This window comes from Paenibacillus sp. 7523-1 (assembly GCF_002276415.1).
Taxonomy (GTDB): domain Bacteria; phylum Bacillota; class Bacilli; order Paenibacillales; family Paenibacillaceae; genus Paenibacillus; species Paenibacillus illinoisensis_A.
On sequence record NZ_NPBR01000010.1, the window covers coordinates 552,267 to 572,142 of the forward strand.

18 protein-coding genes are annotated in these 19,876 nt (G+C 48.8%); 4 read left to right on the forward strand and 14 right to left on the reverse strand.

Annotated elements, in window-relative coordinates:
• Positions 1–3 precede the first annotated feature (3 nt).
• The 3 genes from CHH60_RS14545 to cymR all read right to left on the reverse strand — a co-directional run bounded on the left by CHH60_RS14545 (position 4) and on the right by cymR (position 2,387).
• Positions 4–525 (reverse strand): PRC-barrel domain-containing protein, encoded by a 522-nt coding sequence (locus tag CHH60_RS14545; protein ID WP_095289518.1) that lies wholly within the window; start codon positions 523–525, stop codon positions 4–6.
• Positions 526–690: 165 nt separating this feature from the next.
• On the reverse strand, positions 691–1,842 hold the full coding sequence (locus tag CHH60_RS14550) for a cysteine desulfurase family protein (RefSeq protein ID WP_095359786.1): 1,152 nt from the start codon (positions 1,840–1,842) through the stop codon (positions 691–693).
• A gap of 125 nt (positions 1,843–1,967) precedes the next feature.
• Positions 1,968–2,387 (reverse strand): cysteine metabolism transcriptional regulator CymR, encoded by a 420-nt coding sequence (gene cymR, locus CHH60_RS14555; protein ID WP_076287765.1) that lies wholly within the window; start codon positions 2,385–2,387, stop codon positions 1,968–1,970.
• 316 nt (positions 2,388–2,703) lie between these two features.
• On the opposite strand from cymR, the gene mnmA reads away from it, so the two are divergent.
• Complete coding sequence (mnmA, locus tag CHH60_RS14560; RefSeq protein ID WP_141236692.1) at positions 2,704–3,828, forward strand: tRNA 2-thiouridine(34) synthase MnmA; 1,125 nt, start codon at positions 2,704–2,706, stop codon at positions 3,826–3,828.
• Between the two features lie 132 nt (positions 3,829–3,960).
• Here mnmA and crcB (CHH60_RS14565) read toward each other — a convergent pair whose 3' ends face one another.
• The 4 genes from crcB (CHH60_RS14565) to CHH60_RS14580 are packed head-to-tail and all read right to left on the reverse strand — an operon-like array spanning position 3,961 to position 6,981.
• Positions 3,961–4,320 carry a fluoride efflux transporter CrcB gene (gene crcB, locus CHH60_RS14565; protein ID WP_095359787.1) on the reverse strand — a complete coding sequence of 120 codons (360 nt, stop codon included), beginning with the start codon at positions 4,318–4,320 and terminating at the stop codon, positions 3,961–3,963.
• Positions 4,317–4,715, reverse strand: coding sequence for a fluoride efflux transporter CrcB (gene crcB, locus CHH60_RS14570; protein ID WP_095359788.1), 399 nt, complete (start codon positions 4,713–4,715; stop codon positions 4,317–4,319). The genes crcB (CHH60_RS14565) and crcB (CHH60_RS14570) overlap by 4 nt, the downstream gene beginning before the upstream one ends.
• Positions 4,716–4,743: 28 nt before the next feature.
• Positions 4,744–6,051, reverse strand: coding sequence for a replication-associated recombination protein A (locus CHH60_RS14575; RefSeq protein WP_095359789.1), 1,308 nt, complete (start codon positions 6,049–6,051; stop codon positions 4,744–4,746).
• A gap of 51 nt (positions 6,052–6,102) precedes the next feature.
• Positions 6,103–6,981 (reverse strand): LysR family transcriptional regulator, encoded by an 879-nt coding sequence (locus CHH60_RS14580; RefSeq protein WP_095359790.1) that lies wholly within the window; start codon positions 6,979–6,981, stop codon positions 6,103–6,105.
• A gap of 138 nt (positions 6,982–7,119) precedes the next feature.
• Here CHH60_RS14580 and CHH60_RS14585 point away from each other — a divergent pair, with 138 nt between their 5' ends.
• The 3 genes from CHH60_RS14585 to CHH60_RS30530 are packed head-to-tail and all read left to right on the forward strand — an operon-like array spanning position 7,120 to position 8,798.
• A complete protein-coding gene (locus CHH60_RS14585; protein WP_095359791.1) occupies positions 7,120–7,863 on the forward strand; it encodes an SDR family NAD(P)-dependent oxidoreductase in 744 nt (247 codons plus the stop codon).
• Positions 7,864–7,922: 59 nt separating this feature from the next.
• Entirely contained in the window at positions 7,923–8,480 is a 558-nt protein-coding gene (locus tag CHH60_RS30525; protein ID WP_441339393.1) for a DMT family transporter, read from the forward strand.
• 12 nt (positions 8,481–8,492) lie between these two features.
• Entirely contained in the window at positions 8,493–8,798 is a 306-nt protein-coding gene (locus tag CHH60_RS30530; RefSeq protein ID WP_369680183.1) for a DMT family transporter, read from the forward strand.
• 97 nt (positions 8,799–8,895) lie between these two features.
• Here the strand turns inward: CHH60_RS30530 and CHH60_RS14595 are convergent, their stop codons facing one another.
• From CHH60_RS14595 to CHH60_RS14625, 7 genes are all read right to left on the reverse strand, one after another.
• Positions 8,896–11,082 carry a HelD family protein gene (locus tag CHH60_RS14595; RefSeq protein WP_095359792.1) on the reverse strand — a complete coding sequence of 729 codons (2,187 nt, stop codon included), beginning with the start codon at positions 11,080–11,082 and terminating at the stop codon, positions 8,896–8,898.
• A 174-nt stretch (positions 11,083–11,256) separates the two neighbouring features.
• Positions 11,257–13,068: an ABC transporter ATP-binding protein gene (locus CHH60_RS14600; protein ID WP_095359793.1), complete on the reverse strand. Its 1,812-nt coding sequence runs from the start codon at positions 13,066–13,068 to the stop codon at positions 11,257–11,259.
• Positions 13,069–13,138: 70 nt separating this feature from the next.
• The gene (locus tag CHH60_RS14605; RefSeq protein ID WP_095359794.1) at positions 13,139–14,437 is read right to left on the reverse strand and encodes an NCS2 family permease; all 1,299 of its coding nucleotides are present in this window, start codon (positions 14,435–14,437) and stop codon (positions 13,139–13,141) included.
• 170 nt (positions 14,438–14,607) lie between these two features.
• Positions 14,608–15,363 (reverse strand): tRNA threonylcarbamoyladenosine dehydratase, encoded by a 756-nt coding sequence (locus CHH60_RS14610; protein ID WP_095359795.1) that lies wholly within the window; start codon positions 15,361–15,363, stop codon positions 14,608–14,610.
• An 18-nt stretch (positions 15,364–15,381) separates the two neighbouring features.
• Positions 15,382–17,160: an aspartate--tRNA ligase gene (gene aspS / locus CHH60_RS14615; RefSeq protein WP_095289507.1), complete on the reverse strand. Its 1,779-nt coding sequence runs from the start codon at positions 17,158–17,160 to the stop codon at positions 15,382–15,384.
• A 215-nt stretch (positions 17,161–17,375) separates the two neighbouring features.
• Positions 17,376–18,629, reverse strand: coding sequence for a histidine--tRNA ligase (hisS, locus tag CHH60_RS14620; RefSeq protein ID WP_095359796.1), 1,254 nt, complete (start codon positions 18,627–18,629; stop codon positions 17,376–17,378).
• A gap of 723 nt (positions 18,630–19,352) precedes the next feature.
• A complete protein-coding gene (locus CHH60_RS14625; RefSeq protein WP_095359797.1) occupies positions 19,353–19,799 on the reverse strand; it encodes a hypothetical protein in 447 nt (148 codons plus the stop codon).
• Positions 19,800–19,876 lie beyond the last annotated feature (77 nt).

A 19,876-nucleotide genomic window follows, 5' to 3' on the forward strand; every position in this document is an offset into this window, starting at 1 on the left:
CACCTATCCATTAACAGAATGAATGGCATTTTCCAAGCGCTGTTCACTCAGTGGAGGTACCATAATGGCACTTTCCCCGATAGACATATCGCTTGTACATGGCAGCCATTTACGGCCCTCGATCAGATCGGACACAAAACCGTCCGTAATTTCAATCCCTATTATTGTATTTCCCAACTCTTGGTCAAAATAAACATCGGAGACTCGTCCAAGCAGCAAACCTTCCTCGGTCAGCACGGACATCTCTTTCAATTTAGACTGGCCAAGAAGATACGTGTGTTTTATGTCGTCGGCTCCCGTCTTGCGGACAGCCTGTTGATTGCGGATCATGACGGCATCTTCGCCGTAGGCAACAATGTCTTGCCACTGCACGATTTTGACATGATTGGTAAACAGGCCTTTGTTCTCAAGTTCAATGCCTTCAATTTTCCAATCGTCACTAACAATGAAATCCTGGATCTTACCGACCTGTTTTCCGTCCTCGACATCAAAAACGGCTAGTCCGATCATTTCCTGAAGCTTCATCGCAGGGTCCCCCTCATCTTCTTATCATTAAATAGGCGCGGCGCTATTGCTAGGTATGCCCAAAGTTGATGAGTGGCAATCAGACGCCGATCATCAAAACCGCTTCTATCTAACCGATGAAATGGAACTTCTTCCCTCCTTTTGTTCCATGTGCAAAAGAGCCCCTTAGGGTCTATTACGCAATCGTTCAAGAATGGTTCCAATTTTTTCGGCGGTTTTCATGATTTCTTCCGTAGTATTACCCAATCCCCAGCTAAAACGAATCGCTGAATGCAAAAATGCCTCCGGCAGCATCATTGCTTTGAGTACATGAGATACCTCGAGAGAGCCTGATGTACATGCAGAACCGCTCGCGACCGCGATACCTTCCATATCCAGATTCATTAACATGGTTTCTGTAGATACCTCAGGAAAACTGATATTCAGAATGTTGGGCAGCGTATATTCGGGATGACCGTTCACATGAAAATGGGCTTTGCCCACATGGATTTCCAGCTGTTTTAACAGTAGCTTCCGTAATTCCAGATCATGCTGACGATGCGTCTCTGCTTGCGCTGTCGCAATGTTGAGAGCCTCTGCAAATCCGGCAATTCCTGCGATATTCTCCGTACCTGCTCGGCGCTGACGCTCTTGCAGCCCTCCATGGGATTTGGCTTCCAGTACGATGCCACGACGCACATAAAGTGCCCCTACACCTTGGGGCCCATTAATTTTATGCGCAGAGAAACTGATCAAGTCAACCGGTAGATCTTTACAAGAGATGTTTTGGGTGCCCAGAGCCTGCACTGCGTCGGTATGAAATAAAATCTGATGCTTCCGTGCCAGCTCCCCTATTTCGCGGATGGGCTGAATCGTTCCTACCTCGTTATTGGCAAACATCATCGTAATCAGTACCGTATCCGGCCGAATAGCCTCCTGAAGCTCATCCAAACTTATTCTTCCATGCTCATCTACAGGCAGATAGGTAACTTCATAACCTTGACGTTCAAGCTCCTGGCAGCTGTGAAGAACCGCATGATGTTCGATCACCGTTGTAATCACGTGTTTCCCCTGCTCTTTTCGTGCAGAAACGGCACCAAAGATTGCCAGATTATCACTTTCCGTGCCACCACTCGTAAATACGAGTTCATCCGGGAAACAGTCCAAGGAAGCCGCAATACTGTCCCTTGCTCCGCTAACCGTCCGCTTCGCATCCCGTCCAAAAGAATGTATGCTCGAAGCATTGCCATATTGGCCAGTCATGACTTTCATCATCGCTTCCGCTACCTGTGGATGCATGGGCGTGGATGCAGCGTGGTCCAAATAAATTCTGTTCATTGAATTCACCCCGTTATATGTTGAAATTTCATTTGATTTATGGGTATAAAATGTTGCTTTGCATGGCTAAAGCCCCCATAATGGGGGCTTTAGTGTATGGCTGAATGTTCCTTAATCAACCTTGATTAGATGTAGAACATGTAGCTGTCTTTTTGTTCCTGATCTTGGAATGTAATCAGGTCTTTGAGCGTTGTAGAATCCAGCACCTCTGCAATGCTGTCACGAATGCGCAGCCACAGATCCCGTTTGGCCGGGTCATCTTCCTCGGTGAAGTCTACTGGGGAGATCGGCCCCTCCAGAACACGAATCACGTCACCTGCAGTTACTGTCGCAGGATCTCCTGCCAAAATATATCCACCATATGCTCCACGGATACTCTTGACGAGTCCGGCATTGCGTAACGGTGCGATTAGCTGCTCCAGATAATGTTCCGAGAGCTGGTTGCGCTCCGCGATGCTTTTAAGGGATGTAGGGCCTTCGCCAGTTCTGGCTGCCAGCTCCATCATGATAGTTAGCCCATAACGGCCTTTTGTCGATATTTTCAAAGGAGTCACCTCTTTCAATTTTCAGAAAAACAATTACACTATATACTTGGCGTGATGCAAGACCGTATTATTCATGATCCGCCACAGCGGGATATGAATAATACAGATCTCAAGCACGTAATCCTCCGTATTCCGATCATAACCCTCAGCTAATGTTAACATATCTGCAAGCTTTATGGAAAAGAAAGATTGACGATATTCCAAATTGTGCGCCTGGAGTGGACACTATCCAAAATTGGCCGGGTGTATCGTAACTTGAGTCCGGTTATGCTAGAATAGAAACGAAACACATTTATATATAGAAATGGTGATAACGATGTCCAAAACAATTGAGAATACTCGGGTCGTCGTTGGCATGTCCGGAGGTGTCGATTCTTCCGTTACCGCCTTGCTGCTGAAGGAGCAGGGATACGATGTCATCGGCATTTTTATGAAAAACTGGGATGACACGGACGAGTTCGGCCACTGTACCGCTGAAGAAGATTCAGAGGACGTTCGCCGGGTTTGTGAACAGATCGGCATTCCTTATTACACTGTCAACTTCGAGAAAGAGTACTTTGATAAAGTATTTACCTATTTCCTTGATGAATATAAGTCAGGTCGGACTCCAAATCCAGATGTCATGTGCAATCGCGAGATCAAGTTTGGCGAATTCCTGAACAAGGCGCTTGATTTGGGCGCAGACTACGTTGCCACAGGGCACTATGCTCGCCTTATCGAAGAAGACGGCACGTTCAAACTGCTGCGTGGCGTGGATAGCAACAAGGACCAAACCTACTTCCTTAATGCACTAAGCCAGAACCAGCTGTCCAAAGCGATGTTCCCGATCGGTCATCTTCCTAAACCGGAAGTTCGGAAGATTGCTGAAGCGGCAGGTCTGTACACGGCTAAGAAAAAAGACAGCACAGGCGTATGCTTTATCGGTGAGCGCAACTTCAAGGAATTCCTGAGCAACTACCTTCCTGCGAAAGGCGGAGACATGGTTGATATTGTAACGGGTGAAGTAAAAGGCCGTCATGACGGACTGATGTATTACACCCTCGGACAGCGCCAAGGTCTGGGTATTGGCGGTTCCGGCAATGGTGAACCATGGTTCGTGGCCGATAAGGATCTGGAGAAAAATCAGCTGCTTGTGGTTCAAGGCGATGCGCACGCGAGTCTGTACTCAACAGGTTTGACGGCAACTGGCGTTAACTGGATTGCTGGTGCTGACCAAGTGCCTAACGTACCTTTCCGCTGCACCGCCAAATTCCGTTATCGTCAGCCGGACCAAGGCGTCACTCTGACTTGGCAGGAAGACGGAAGCGTCGATGTACAGTTCGATCAACAACAAAAAGCGATTACCCCGGGACAAGCCGTTGTATTCTATGATGGTGATGTTTGTCTCGGCGGTGGCACGATTGATCAGGTTCAAAAAGTACCTGTACCAGCGATGCAATAATCAGGAAAGCCTCCAATATGTATAGAAGATGTGGAATACCCTGTATTCCCATCATAAAAGCCATCTTTCATGTATACCATGAAGGATGGCTTTTTTCCTGCTTTTTCCTGAAAAAACATTTAAAATTTTTAGTTATGCCGTTAACCAAACGCCAGCAAAGGAGGCAGCTACACCCAGTAAAACGGAACTTACTACATATAGAATCGCTGATGGATAACGTTTCATGGTGAGCAATTGAATCGTTTCATACCCGAAGGTCGAGAACGTTGTATAGGCTCCGCAAAATCCGGTGCCCCACACAACCCAAAGTCCATCCGAGATCATCTCCGATTGATGCCATCCATATAACAAGCCCAGCAGCAGAGAACCACTGATATTAATGATCCAGGTCCCCCATGGGATAGCTGTACCCAATTTTCCTGAGATCCATCGCCCCAGACTGTAACGAAGTATGGCCCCTAAAGTACCTGCAAGTCCAATCCAGATCATCATGCTGCACCATCCTGTGACGATTTACCCCGCATGAACTGTCCAAGCCGGATTCCCAACGTACAGAGCAGCAAACCCGCGAGCAAACTCGCCACGATATAAATTACGGCCTTCGTCCACATGCCGTTCTCGGATAGGCGGACAATATCCAGCGTAAACGTAGAAAACGTAGTAAATGCACCTGTAAATCCGGTGCCTATCGCAAGACGAAGTTGTGGTGTTATTTTGTCCGGGACGGCGATGGTAAAGAACCATCCTAAAAACAGGCTGCCAATCGCGTTAATCAGCAGGACTGCCCAAGGAAAGCCTACATTGGCTGATGGAATCCCCAATTGAATGGCATATCGGGTCAGTGTACCCAGAAATCCGCCAGCGCCTATATACAGAAGCTCTTTCATGTTGTATGCATCTCCCGGCTCATCATTCTTACAGTTCTTTTCTCCGCTGTTGGTTCAGCCTGATTTTCGACTCATTGCCTTGCTCTGTTGCTTCATAGAATACTCTTCGCGAGAGCTGTTTGGGCAGATATTCCTGCTTCACATAGTGCCCTGGGTAATTATGGGGGTACTGATAACCTTCATGTCCCAGCTTCACTGCTCCCGAGTAATGGGTATCCCTTAAATGGAGCGGTACCTCAGCCGACTTCACCTCATCGATGGCGCTCATCGCCTTCGAAATGGCCGTGTATACCGCATTCGACTTCGGACTCTCCACTGCGAATAAAATAGCCTGTGCAATATTCAGCTTCGCTTCGGGCCATCCATTGTTACGGTAGGCGTCCAGTGCTCCTATAGCTTGGGTCATCGCTTGTGGATTTGCCAGACCGATATCTTCGCTGCTCGCTGCAATCAGACGTCTGATAAATGTCATCGGATCCATGCCCAGCTTCTCTACGGCGTACAAAAACCAGAACAACGCAGCATCACTGGAACCACGAATGCTCTTGTGAAAAGCAGACAGCACATCATATTGTGTGGACTCATCGGCCTTCACAATTGGACGGCGGATCGATTCCTCCGCAACAGCAAGCGTAATATGAATGGAACCATCCTTCTCGGGTGGTGTGGTCAGTGCAGCAAGTTCAAGAGCATTCAGTGCACGCCGAATGTCTCCATTAGCCATGGTGGCAATATGATCCAGAGCTTCGTCATCTGCCCGTAGTTCCATGAATCCGAGCCCTTTATCGGAATCCGCCAGCGCACGGCGCATCGCAATAAGCGAATGTGCCTTGTTCAGCGACTCGAGCTGAAAGAGGGTTGAACGACTCATCAAGGCACCATTCACATAGTGAAATGGATTCTCTGTCGTCGCACCGATAAATATGATGGTGCCCTTCTCCACTGCTGGCAGCAATGCATCCTGACGAGAACTGTTGAAGCGGTGTACCTCATCCAGGAACAATATGGTTTTGGTTCCGTACAGCTGCTTGTTTGTCTGTGCCTGCTCAATAACTTCACGAACGTCCTTCACCGAGGCGTCTACTGCATTCAGACGAACAAACTCTCCCTGTGTATGCTTGGAGATGATGTGGGCAAGCGTCGTCTTCCCGCAGCCGGGAGGACCGTATAACAAGATGGACGAGATCTGGTCCGCTTCAATCGCACGCCGCAGCAGCTTACCTGGTCCAATAATATGTTCTTGTCCAATATATTCATCAAGCTGCTCTGGTCGCATGCGATCAGCAAGCAGTCTAGCCTGGGGCTTGGAGTCCTGTTGAAACGAAAATAAATCCACTGCTCATCACTTCCTTAACGGATTACCTATCCTAGATTGGATCTAAACATCTCAATATTCTCTACTCTCTATCATATCATAATCCCGCGGCAGCATAGCCATAAATGCACCGAGCGCACTGCTGACAAACGCATCCTTGCGTGTAATAAAACGAGTCATCATCCGGCTCATGTCCGCGGGAAGCGAATGCTTGCGAAGTAAGCCGCTACTCATCTGCTGACGAATAACAATCTCCGGCAACAATGAGATGCCCATCCCCGATGCTACGCCACTGATAATGGCTTCCAATGTGCCAAATTCCATGATTATAGGGCGATTTACCCCGCAGGTTAGCAACCACTCCTCTAACGTCTGGCGGTAGGAACATCCCATGCTGTAAACAAGGATCGGTTTACGAGTAAGCTCATCTTCTGGCATTACACCAGATGAAACCACAAACAGTTCTTCATCGAATACATCCAGAGATGTGATCTCTGGATGATCGCAGGCACAACCAATAAATGCACCTTCCAATTCATACCCGATAACTTGGTCTATAAGCTCTTGCGAATTCCCAGTAGTCAGTGACAAGGACACGTCGGGATATCGCCTATAATATTCTGCAAAAAGTTCGGGCAATCGCACCGCTGCTGCAGTCTGCGTAGAGCCTATTCGCAATGGACCCGATGGCGCACTTGTCGCCTGAAGCGCTTTGGAAGCATCGTTCAGCAGACCAATGATTTTATCTGCATAACTCATTAGCATCTCTCCCGCTGGAGATAACGTCATTCCCCGGTTGTGACGAATGAACAGCTTGGTGCCCACCTCTGCTTCCAGATGTCTGATCCGGGCCGTGACGTTGGATTGCACATATCCCAGCTTCGAAGCAGCTTTCGTCAAGTTTCCTTCCTGTGCCACACATTGAAATATTCGAAGATCTCCGCTCTCCATCTTATCCCCCACTTCTGACATCATTCAAAATGATGGCCAGTTCACTAACAATCATTATACTCCATGCGCAAACCGGACTACAATTCATGTAGATTCCAAACCAGTTCACCAGCTGGATGATGATAAGGAGTGTTCAACATGACATACTGGAACAATAGAGTAGCCTTAATTACAGGCGGCGGAACAGGCATTGGACGTGCGGTAAGTCTGCTGCTGGCTCAAAAGGGAGCATTGGTCGCTGTCAACTACTCCCGGTCGTGGGAGGCAGCAGAAGAAACAGTTCAACAGATCGTGAATGAAGGAGGTCAGGCATTCACTGTTCAAGCCAACGTTGCTAGTGATATGGAAGTCCAGCAGATGGTGGCTACAGTTACCGAAACGTATGGCCCCATAACTGCCCTTGTGAACAATGCCGGAATCACCCGGCACATTCCTCTGCAGGATCTGGAATCCGTTACGGAGGATATTTGGAACGAACTGTATGATGTGAACGTGAAGGGCATGTTTTATTGCGCTCGTGCAGTGACAGAAGGAATGCAGCAGGTAGGCGGCGGCTCCGTTGTGAACCTTGGCAGTATTGCGGGCAGCACAGGTTCCGGCTCCTCACTCCCTTATGCGGTTTCCAAAGCGGCAGTTCACGGCCTGACCTTATCTCTTGCCCACGCACTCTCACCGCTGATTCGGGTGAATGCCATCGTCCCTGGCGCCGTTGCAACCCGTTGGTGGGCCGGAAACGAGGAACGAATGAATCGTCTCGGTGGCTCGCTGTTATTACAGAGAATTTCCTCGCCTGAGGATATTGCGCACATGATATGCGCTGCGCTTGAACAGCCATCCATGACCGGACAGCTGATTACTGTAGATGGCGGTCAGACGTTATGAGCCCCGGTACTCAAGCTGACAGCCGCGCGTTGAAACCATTGAAATATACAATATGGATCTTGTTAACGACATTCATTATGGGTACTTCTTTTCCGGTTGGCAAAATCGGCATGTTGTATGCACCACCCTTCCTGCTCATGGGCATGCGTTACGTACTGGCCGGGGGCCTGATGGCCTGGTTTCTGCGGAAACGCCCCCTACCTGCAGGATGGCAAGCCTGGCTAAGATTTATTTTAATTGGCCTGTTCCAATCTGCTGGAGTGATGGGATGCGCCTATTACAGCATGAACTGGATTACATCCGGTGAATCTGCCATTCTTACCTTTACCAATCCGTTGCTGGTTATTATCATCAGTGCTTTATTGTACCGGTTAACGTATCGCTTCAACCAGTGGATGGGTGTAATCCTCGGCCTCACCGGTGTCCTGTTAACCTTTGGCTTGCATATGAGTTTTAGCCCCGGAACCTGGATTGGAATTGGTGGTGCGGTTTCCTTCGCAGTCTCCACATTACTTATTAAACGCTGGGGTGATCGTTACGATACCTTTGTGCTAACTGCGTACCAGATGTTCGCTGGAGGCGCAGTACTGCTTCTGCTTAGCACATGGACTGAATAGCCTTATTTTATTGTGAACCCCACCTCGGTTGCAGTGCTGCTCTGGTTGACCCTTGTATGCTCCATAATCCAGTTCTCACTCTGGTTCTATTTGCTGCAGCATAGTGACCCCGCCCAAACCAGTTCCTATCTGTTTCTGACACCGTTCTTTGGAGTATTGTCAAGCTGGATTTTGCTGCAGGAACAGGTCCAGTGGTTCGTTGGTGCTGGGGGCATACTCATTGGTGTTGGTATTTTTCTGGTCAATCGTCGTTCATCTGCACAGAAAACGAAGGAACGCTCATCTGAACTCCGCAAGCATTCTTCTCCAGTGAGTTGAGATTGCCACACACCAGCAGAAAAAGGCATGCGCTCATGGGATTCCCCATAAACGACATGCCTTTTATATTCTTGATATTACATTGTTCTACCCATGTTTATTCGGTGTCACTATCCGGCCAACCCTGAATGGTTACCGATTCGCCTTCCGAATGGTGTGTTGCTGCCGCATAAGACGGTAGGTCACCATCATGGAACAGCCACAACTCGTGCAATGCCCTTGTACAGCCCACATACAGCAGCTTGGCATCGCCCGCATTAGACAAATAATGCTGCTCATCCGCGTCTGCCACAATAACCGCATCAAACTCTAGTCCCTTGGACAGATAGACAGGTAAAACGGAATGTCCACCTGTATATTGCTTTTTGCCGCCATCAATCAGGTTCAGGTCCCAGCCCGCATCCAGAAGTTCACGATGAAGCTCAACCGCTTCATGCAGGGTACGCGTCAGAATGGATACTGTGCGGTAGTCTTTCACCGTTAACAGCTTCAAAGCCCGTTCAAGACTCTTCGTTCTTCCTTCACCCTCATAGGCTAATGTTCGAACCGGATCTCCGCTCCGGAAGACAGGAATCGCCGTAATCCCGCTTTGGACCCCACGTTCCAGTATCGTATTGGCATAATCAATAATTTCCATGGTGGAACGATAGCTCCGGGTCAAGGCAAAATATGCGTTTTGCTCGTCGGGGAACAGGGTACTCATCTCTTCCCATGCATGAACCCCGCGATACTCATGAATACCTTGGGACAAGTCACCCAGTATGGTAAAGGAATGTCCTTTGACAAACAGATCGAGCAGAGCGACGTGAAATGGCGAGAAATCCTGCGCTTCATCAATCACGACATGATCGAATCGTTCCGCTCCTTCAATATCATGAATAAGTGTGTGAATATACACGAGCGCAGGCAGATCCTCTTCACGGATTACATCCTGCTTCAGATCTGCTGTCGTCTTCTTCATCACACCTTTGGGAATAAGACTGCTTAGTGAAGCAGGCACTGAGCCACCCTTAGCGGCCTTAAACAGCTGTTTATACAGCGTAAGCGGTTCATATTGGGGCCACTTTTTGGCGTATGCTTTTTCACGCGTCGCTGCTTTCTTTTTGCGTTCTTTGCGTACGCTCTCGGGACAAGGCTTCTTGAGCTCCATTTCGATCCAGCGGTGGATACGCGCCATCACCCGCTCCTTACGTTTAGCCAGTGGGTAGTGTTTGTATTCTTCGCTAAACCAGCTTTCGATCTCTGCCTTGCTAAGTATCGCACCGTCCCAGGGACTGAAGTCCAGATCGGGTACTGATTCCTCCTCCATGCCTGACAGCCATTCCTGAATGAGTTTCATGAAGCGTATCGAGCCCTTATAGCGACCAGGTACGTCATCATTCAATTCGGGGCGTGCTTCCGGCGTTTCAAACCAGGTATTCAGTGTCTCCGACGTATCTGCCAGAGGCATCTCCAATCCCAGCAGATTCATCGCCCAATCCGGGAATGTACGCTGCTGAATATCTCCAACGCCGAGTTCCGGTAGTACATCCGAAATGTAATCGAGGAACATGTGGTTGGGTGCGAAGATAACCATCTTCTCCGCAGATACCTGCTCTTTGTACTGATACAGCAAAAAGGCCAGCCGGTGCAGGGCAACGGTTGTTTTTCCCGAACCCGCCACACCCTGGATGATCAATGCCGTATTCCTTGCAGCACGAATGATCTGATCCTGTTCTGCCTGAATGGTGGATACGATGTCACGAAGCTTGTTATCCTTGTTCTCTCCCAGCCGATAGACGAGAAACTCATCCGATACGGCCGGCTGGTCGCTATCCCGGTTATATGTATCCGCAACGCGCTCCAATATCCGCTGCCGGATGACCACGTTGCGTTTCAGATAGACCAGGCCTTCAATCAAACCTTCGGGTGCATCGTAGGTTGCGGAGGCTTCCCCTCCCGTAAATGAGTAAAACAGGCTCGCGACCGGAGCACGCCAATCGATGACGAGCGGATGCTCTCCCACCTCTTCGCGGTCTACGCCGACTTTGCCAATGTACAGCGGCTTCCGTTCCCCGCTGCCCTGTTCTTCGAAATCCAAGCGTCCGAAATAGGGTTGCTGCGCGCTCTTGGACAAGGCGGTGCGGCGCTCTTCGCGTCCGGCTTCCAGCACTTGTTCGGTGAAATCGTGGCCAGTATATACCGGTGTATTCTTCAGCCGTTCCAGCTGACGATCCACTTCCTCCATCGTTCGCTCTAACCTGTACTCTTCTTCTTGATAGGCACTTTGAAAGCTGTCTGACATGTTTCAGTTACCTCCTAAGAATATGTTTTTTTGCATAGCCAATCTGACGACACAAAAGGATACCCACTATATCATATTGAATGGCAAAAAGCTACAGCTAACAGGACGAAAAGACAAATGAACCGCTGTTCCCGTCTCTTTAAGACGATGAGCAACGGTTCACATCGTTATCAATTAATACTCCTCAGGCTCTGACTTCCCATCTTGTGCAACAAACTGTTTCTGAGCCAGTTCACGATATACCGGATGTGTGCTGATTAGCTCTGCATGCGTACCCGTCCCGGTGACATGGCCCTGCTCCAGTACAACAATCTGATCCGAATCCACGACTGTGGACAAACGATGCGCAATTACAACGGTTGTCCGTCCCTCCATCAAATTCGAAAGGGCTTGCTGCACTTCATGTTCCGAAGTACTGTCCAGACTGGACGTTGCCTCATCAAGCATGAGGATATCCGGACTGCGCAGCAGTGCCCTGGCTATGGCAATGCGCTGACGCTGACCGCCCGAAAGCTTGATTCCGCGTTCCCCCACCTCGGTCTCGTAACCCTGGGGCAAGTTATCAATAAATGCGGACGAATATGCCATGTCTGCGGCATGCCGGATCTCGTCCATACTTGCTTCTCGTCCAAGCCCATAGGTAATGTTGTCTTTGATGGTACCTGCCATTAGCGGACTCTCCTGTGAAACATAACCGATCTTGCTGCGCCAAGAAGCGAGCGTATAATCCCTTATGTCCTGTCCACCGTAGGTTATGTTACCCGAACCGGGAAGGTAAAACTGCTCAAGCAGCGAGAATAGGGTTGATTTGCCGCTGCCGCTGGGACCGACGATCGCCGTCACTTTACGCGCTGGAACGGTTAGATGGATACCGTGCAGCACTTCTTCTCCTGTGACATAGGCGAAATGCAGGTTGTTGAATGCAATCGTCTCGTTGCCCTTTGGAGCTGACTTCACACTGTGCCTTGGTTCTTCTTCATGTGCAAGAATAGCCTGAATGCGCTCGGTTGCACCGACCACTTTTTGCAAGCGCGAATACAGTGTCGTGAACTGCCCCATCGGCATAATAACCTGAAACAGCAGCAGGATGAAGGCCACCAGTTCCCCGGGTGATAACATCCCGGATGCTACCCGCATACCGCCAACCCCTAGAATAACAACCAATACAGCGGTCATGACAAAGGTAAAGAGCGGTCCGATCAACGCCAGAATTCTTGCCTCCTGCAAACCAAAAGCGAACATTTTGCCAATTCGGGAATGTCCCGCTTCCGCCTCCTGTTTTTCGGTACCATATGCTTTTACCAATCGAATCTCACCAATAACCTGGCTCAGCACGGAAGTGAGGCCAGCCATCTCATCCTGCTGCTTTTTGGAAATTTTGTACATTTTACGTCCAACGGGCAGCAGAATCAGCAGCGTTAACGGTACCAAGCTCAGAATGATGAGTGACATGACCCAATCCAGATAGAATAGCAGAGCCACCCCGCCCACCACCGCAACGATATTGGATACAAAGGAGACCAAATAATCGGCAATCAGCGTCATGATCTGGCTTGTATCATTAGTGATGCGGCTCATCGTATCTCCTGTACGATTACGATCAAAATACGGCATTGGCAGGGATAACACTTTGTTCCACAGCTTCGTTCGGAGCGTTGCAACCACGCGTTGTCCTGCATAATTCAACATATAGATGCTGATGCCTGAAGCAATCGCCTGAATGACAAAAGCGCCAAGCAGCAGAAAAATGACGGATTTATTAAGTGCAGACATCGTTAGTCCATCAATCAGCCCTTTGGTCATCAGTGGGACAATTAACCCGGCCGTAGTCTGAATGAGGGTCAGAATCAATGCGACGATCAAAATGAGTTTGGGAGGTTCTGTGGAAGCAATCAGCTTCACGAAATCTTTAAATCCTTTTTTCCCAAGCTTCGGTTCAACCCGGTCCGTCTGTTTCGTCTGTTCCGTCTGTTCCTTCTCTTCCATTCCCCGTTCCTCCATTCTCCACCTGTTCACTAGCCATCACACGAATGATTTATCCGTACGTCCCAACTGATTACAATACCCCATGCAGTACAAAGTTGGCCAAAAACAAAATGGCAATGCCATACATGACCACGGGCACCTGTTTCCCCTGACCTGCGGCCAGCTTCGCCAGTGGATAAGCAATGAAACCAAACGCCATGCCGTCCACAATGCTATACGTAAAGGGAATCATCACCATAATAAGAAATGCCGGGAATGCCTCTGTAAAGTCACCAAAATCCATATCCTTCACACCTTGCACCATTAAACCGCCAATGATGATCAAAATGGGGGCAATTGCACTGTCCGGAATATACCCGAGCAGCGGAATGAAGAAAAAAGTCGCCCCGAACAGCACGGCTGTAACAAGTGGTGTCAAGCCCGTGCGTCCGCCTGCTGCAATCCCGGCAGTGGTCTCTGCCGCAGCTACAGGAGGACTGCTCCCGAATATACCTGCCAATACCGTACTGATCGACAGAGCGCGCAGGCTGCCTTTGAAACGTTGCGGGCGACCAATCATTTGCGTCTGAGCAGTAATCAATCCGATATTTTCGAATACCACAATCAGCAGCAGCAAAAAGACAGCAATCCAGAACGCAACATCAGCCAGCTTCATCAGGGACAATTCGCCAAACAACCCGCCGTATTGACGCAGCGCTTCCATCGCGGACACCGGTTCACCCGGGTTCACTGCACCTAGCACATAGGCAAGTCCAGTCCCGATCAGAATACTGATGAGAAGTCCGCCCTGAATATTACGTATGAATAGAATCACGGCAAGTACTAGTGTTACGCAGGCCGTAATAACATTAGGATCATTGAAGTGCCCGATCGCTACAAACGTGGTCTGATGAGCAATAACAATTCCGCTTTTTTGCAAACCAATAAAGGTCAAAAACAGGCCAATTCCCACCGTTATCCCATGCTGCAGGTTCTTCGGTATGGCTTCACTGATCAATTTATATAGTGATGTAAATGCAACGATTGCAAAAAGTATACCTGTAACGGCCACCACGGCCAGTGCTTCCTGCCAGCTCAGCTTCATGGAATGTACGAGTGTGTACGTGAAAAATGCATTGATCCCCATTCCGGGTACAACCACAATAGGTGACTTACCTCCGAATGCCATCAGCAAGCAACCTGCAATAGACGTCAGCAGTGTGCCTACCATCGCTGCCTGTAAAGGCATGCCGGCATCTGCCAGAATTGTAGCATTGACCATCACGATATAAACGACAGCAAAATAGGAGATGGCTCCCGCCACAATCTCTTTTTTCCACTGGTCCCCCGGCTCCACACCGAGACGTCTGGTCATCCAACCTTGTTTCATCCGTTCTGTTCCCCTCTCTCTATGTACACTGCCATTTCTCTATATATTTATCATCATTTCGCGCAGCACCACATATCATACACGGTTTTGAGATTGAAGTACATCACGTGATGACCATAAAAAAAGCGCAGGCGCCTTGTAGGCACCTACGCTTTTCGCTCAACAGGTTACTATTGTTTCTTTGCTGCATTTTCAATCAATTCCTTGACTGCCACACTGACCATGATCAGTCCGGCTACCGGAGGAACAAACGCGTTGCTCGCTGGTGGCTGTTTCGCCTTGCGAATTTCCGGTGCGTTCTCAGGAACGATCTTTTGAGTAACATCTTCACGCGGCTTTAATGGCTCCTCGGTAGAAAAGACCACTTTGACCCCTTTTTTGATGCCTTCTTTGCGCAGTTTTGTGCGAACCACACGGGCAATCGGGTCCATGGACGTTTTGGAAATATCCGCAACCTGGAATTTCGTAGGGTCCATTTTGTTCGCCGCACCCATGCTGGAGATCACCGGAATCTTACGTTTGAGGCATTCCTTGATGAGATGGATTTTGTAGATGATCGTGTCGGATGCATCCAGGACATAATCCAGTTCATATTTAAACAGTTCCTCATACGTTTCTTCCGTGTAAAACATGTTCAAGGCGATGGCATCAATCTCAGGGTTAATGAGCTTGACCCGGTCCACCATCAGATCGGCTTTTTTCTGACCAACGGTCGTGGTCAACGCGTGAATCTGGCGGTTAACGTTGGTGATGTCCACCACATCCTTATCGATCAGGATGATGCGTCCAACCCCGCTGCGAGCAAGGGCTTCAACGGCTATACCGCCCACGCCGCCAATACCAAGCACGGCAACTGTACTATTTTTCAAAGCATCCAGACCTTCAGGTCCGATTGCCAGCTCTGTTCTTGAAAATTGATGGAGCATTGAGAATCGATGCCTCCTTTATTTCTTTTCCGCCACCGGTTTACGGGCTACACGGATATGAAGTTGTTCCAACTGGGCTCCGTCCACTTCAGAAGGTGCGTTCATGAGCAGATCGGTTGCACTTGCCGTTTTCGGGAAGGCAATGGTTTCACGCAGGTTTGTACGTCCTGCCAGCAGCATAACGAGACGGTCAAGACCAAAGGCGATACCGCCATGTGGTGGAGTTCCGTATTCGAATGCTTCAAGCAGATAACCGAATTTCTCATTGGATACTTCAGGAGAAAGTCCAAGGGCTGCAAACATTTTCTCTTGCACGTCACGTTTGTAGATACGCATTGAACCGCCACCTACTTCATAACCATTCAGAACAAGGTCATAAGCTTGAGCACGAATCGCACCCGGATCTGTATCGAACAGAGCCACATCTTCGTCTTTTGGACGAGTGAACGGGTGATGTTCTGCCACGTAACGTTTCGCATCTTCATCATATCCGAGCAATGGGAAGTCCACAACCCAGGCAAATTTGAATTTGCTGTCATCGATCAGACCAAGTTGACGGCCAATTTTCAAACGCAGTGCACCCAGAACGTCAGCAACCACTTTTTTGTTGTCCGCAGAGAAGAGCAGCAAGTCGCCTTCTTCAGCGCCAGTGCGTTCTTTCACCGCTTCAATCTCTTCCGGTGTAAAGAATTTCACGATTGGGCCTTTGAATTCGCCGTCTTTCACTTGAATCCACGCCAGACCTTTGGCACCGTAACGTGCTGCGAATGGTCCGAGATCGTCGATCTCTTTACGGCTCCACGTGCCACAGCCTTTGGCATTCAGAACTTTCACTTCTCCACCTTTTTCAATGACAGAAGCAAAGACTTTCACACCACTGTTCGCTACGATATCGTTCATTTCCACCAGCTCCATGCCAAAGCGCAGATCCGGCTTGTCTGAACCGTATTTACCCATCGCATCTGCATACGTAATCCGTTGGAATGGCAGCTCAAGCTCAATGCCTTTCGTTTCACGCAGCAATTTGGCCATCAGCTCTTCCATCATTGGCAGCAGGTCATCCTGTTCCAGGAAGGAAGTCTCGATGTCGACTTGTGTGAACTCAGGTTGACGGTCTGCACGCAGATCCTCATCCCGGAAACAGCGGGCGATTTGATAATAACGCTCAAGTCCGCCGACCATCAGCAATTGTTTGTAAATTTGCGGAGACTGCGGCAGAGCGAAGAATTCACCTTCATGTACACGGCTTGGTACGAGATAGTCACGCGCACCTTCCGGGGAGCTCTTCGTAAGAATCGGTGTTTCCACTTCAACGAACTCTTCGCCATCCAGGTAGTCACGGAATACTTTGGACGCTTTGGAACGCAATTTCAGTGTTTCGTACATTTCCGGACGACGCAGATCCAGATAACGATATTTCAAGCGAAGGGACTCATCGACTTCCACACCATCTTCAATGAAGAATGGCGGCGTTTTTGCCGCGTTGAGCACTTCAATTTCCGTAATCTGAACTTCAATTTCACCTGTAGGCAGGTTTTTGTTCACGGTCTCTTCATCACGTTTAACCACTTTGCCCGATACGGCAATAACATATTCACTACGTACCCGGTCAGCAATTTGCAGAGCTTCGCCGGAGTATGCAGGGTTAAATACCACTTGTACAATACCGCTGCGGTCACGCAGATCGATAAACAGTACGCCCCCCAGGTCACGGCGGGTCTGTACCCAGCCGTTCAATGTTACGGTTTCGCCGATGTGTGCGGTCGTTAATGCGCCGCAATGATGACTTCTTTTCATAACCAAACTCCTCATTATGTGAATTTCCGTTCTGTGCAAGTAGGCCAAGACCATTACTTTAACAGCGCGGTTGCGTGAAGACGATATATTGAAAGGCGTTGTACTTACGGGAGCTGTAACATTCTTGGACAAAATCCACATCGAATGGCTTCCAGGCCCCGTAAGGCTGCCGGATCATATAAAAATGAATTTAACTTACTCTGGCTTGTGCGATCTTATTTAGCTCCCTGAATGGTTGCAATCAGCTCTTCCAGTTTTACGGTTTGCTGTTCACCTGTATCCATTGCCTTGAGTGCAATCTCCCCGCGTTCCAACTCATCATCGCCAAGAATCGCCGTATAACGGGCTTTGTAACGATCTGCTGATTTCATTTGAGCCTTCATCTTGCGTCCCAGATAATCACGTTCACCCGAAAGACCGGACTGACGAAGTTTGAACAACAGACGGTTTACTTCCCGATCTGCTGCTTCTCCAAGAGCAACAAAGTACACATCAAGTGGAGTGAGGGCACTTACATTAATGTTTTGGTGTTCCAGTATCAGTTGAATGCGTTCCAGACCGATACCAAAACCAATCCCCGGTTGATCCGGTCCGCCGATGTCTCCAACGAGGCCGTTATATCTGCCACCGCCGCCTACGGTATCAATAGCACCAATCCCCTGTGCCTTCAATTCAAATGCTGTCATGGTGTAATAATCCAGTCCGCGCACAAGACGCGTGTTCACTTCATAATCTACGCCGAAATCATCCAGGAAACCTTGAACTTTGGCAAAGTGGTTCGTTGCTTCTTCATCCAGGCTATCCAGAATGGAAGGTGCACCGACAAATTTGTCCTGATCTACCTTACAATCGAGGACGCGAAGCGGGTTGCGTTCCATGCGATTTTGGCAATCCTTGCACAAGGTGTCCTTCATCGGTCTCAGGAAGCCCAGCAGCTCTTCACGATAGGCAGCACGGCTTGCCGCATTACCCACCGAGTTCACTTCAACTTTGACATCCTTCAACCCCAGCTCCACACAGAACTGATAACCAAGAGCGATAACCTCTGCATCGATTGCCGGATCTACTGCTCCGAATGCCTCCACCCCGAACTGGTGGAACTGACGCTGGCGTCCTGCTTGCGGACGCTCATAGCGGAACATGGGACCTACATAATAAAGCTTCGTTACGTCTGGCTCCCCATAGAGCTTATTCTCTACAAAAGCACGTACAACGCCAGCGGTTCCTTCCGGACGAAGCGTCATGCTGCGATCGCCCTTGTCCTTGAACGTGTACATTTCTTTTTCAACGATGTCGGTTGTTTCGCCTACCCCTCGCTCAAACAGTGAAGTCTGTTCAAAAATGGGTGTGCGGATCTCCCGATAATTAAAACGGCGGCACAGATCCTTAATTTTCTCTTCGACAAACTGCCACTTCTCCACTACGCCAGGCAGCAGGTCCTGTGTTCCCGTTGGTTTCTGAAAAGCCATCTTTCATCCCTCCAGCTCTATTTTCTCTATATAACAAAAAAATCCCTCGCCCTGTCGCTGTATACAGCAAACAAAGGGACGAGAGATTGTGTTTATACATTCACCCGTGGTACCACCCACATTCCGGAACTCCTGACACTTTCGCCGTTCAGGTGATCATCTGATTATGCAGGACTGCCTTGCTGCAATCCGATCAGACCATCGTTCCGCTCTACGTGTAACGCACGTCCTGCGCAGGCCGGCTAATGGCTATCAGAATCATCTCTGATGTGTTCGCCGTCTGTTCTCGGGGAAGTCATTCGTCCGCTCATCAAGAGAATCCTTACAGCCAAGGGATTCCTCTCTGTTCATGTGGGCACGGAGTACTTGGTCCCGTCATCAAATCAGTAATATAATTCAAGAAAACGACTGATATTGACTAAAGTCAACATATTATTTTCTGATTGTAATGAACCGCAGTACTAAAGTCAAGGGCTAACATCAAAAGACAGCAAAAAAAAGCCTGCACACGGTGTGCAGGCTCAAAGGATATATAAAAAAAGGGGGTCATGCTTGTTATTATAAACGCCCTATGTTAAAGCCTTATGTAACTAATATTACAGTAATATTACAAAAATGATAGCGCTTTAATGATATAAAAGTAAACTAATACAAAAGAGCCCTTGTGATCGCGCTGACACGAAATAAAGTCAGATGTCACAGGGCTCTTCCATGATCTACACGTTAATTCAATTCTTCCACATAGGCATTGTTGGACCGAAGCTTATGAATAATTTCATCATAATCCTCGTCCTGGACTTTGGCAGACAAAACATAATGCAGATCATCATAATCGTCCGAGGAGACGTCTGCCGCTCTGAGCAGGTCACCGTCTTCATTCACATTGTCGCGTACATCCCGGTCAGCATTACGATCCACATTACTAACCACTGGAACTACATTCTCACTTGCCGGAACTCCAGGCGCTGTACCTACACCCATGGCTCCATTTGTACCTGCGCCACCCGCCGTATTATAAGGCACCAGCGGTAGCAAGATGCGTTTGTCTCTGCCAATCGCACTGTCCAGCTGTCCTACCTCCAAATGCTCGGTCCGAAACGTCTGAAGTGAAGTTCTAGCACCCTCCGCCTCATCTTCGGTTCGAAAATATGCCTGAATATGCTTTGCCATGTCAAACCCTCCTTTGTCGGAATAAATTACATCATGTATTTTGCAGATTAACTTGATAAACAAGTTAAATCGTTTAC